The sequence below is a fragment of the Sulfitobacter sp. HI0129 genome (assembly GCF_001635395.1).
Classification (GTDB): Bacteria; Pseudomonadota; Alphaproteobacteria; order Rhodobacterales; family Rhodobacteraceae; genus Sulfitobacter.
The window spans coordinates 1-450 of the sequence record NZ_LWGH01000202.1 but is presented as its reverse complement, the minus strand read 5'-3'; the positions used below and the strand labels follow the sequence as shown (position 1 = coordinate 450).

The 450-nt window shown below is 65.1% G+C and carries 1 pseudogene; it reads right to left on the bottom strand.

Annotation, left to right across the window (positions count from 1 at the left end):
- Nucleotides 1–450: pseudogene (locus A3764_RS02040) on the bottom strand (ParB/RepB/Spo0J family partition protein); the annotation flags it as partial.

Genomic DNA, 450 nt, shown 5'->3' with positions numbered 1-450 from the left:
CGCGAGGTCCTCGGCGCTGTAGGCCTCCTGCAGGTCGCGGGCTTCCTCTTCCAAGGCGTCCACGCGCTCGTAAAGCGCGTTGTAGGCACCGTCCTCGAGCCCCTCATCCTCCATCTCGAGCTGCAATTTCTCAAGCTCGGCGGTGATCTCATCGATGCGCTTCTGGGCGGCCTCATCCGGCTCGATCGGGCCGGGGTAGACGCGGCCGTAGTCGGCCATGGTCGCGTAATCATAGCGCACCATCGCATCGGTCCAGGCGAAGCCCAGCCTCAAACGCGCCTCCTCGGCGGCGGCACCGAGCTTCTCGAGCAGGATCGTCTCGACCAGCACGGCATCCTCGAGCACCGAATGCTCCTCCAGAAAGTCGGCCGAAATAGCGCCGCCCCGCGCCGCTTATTCCGCGCGTACGAAAGCCCCGATATCATCGCTGACCTGCACCCCGCGGGATTT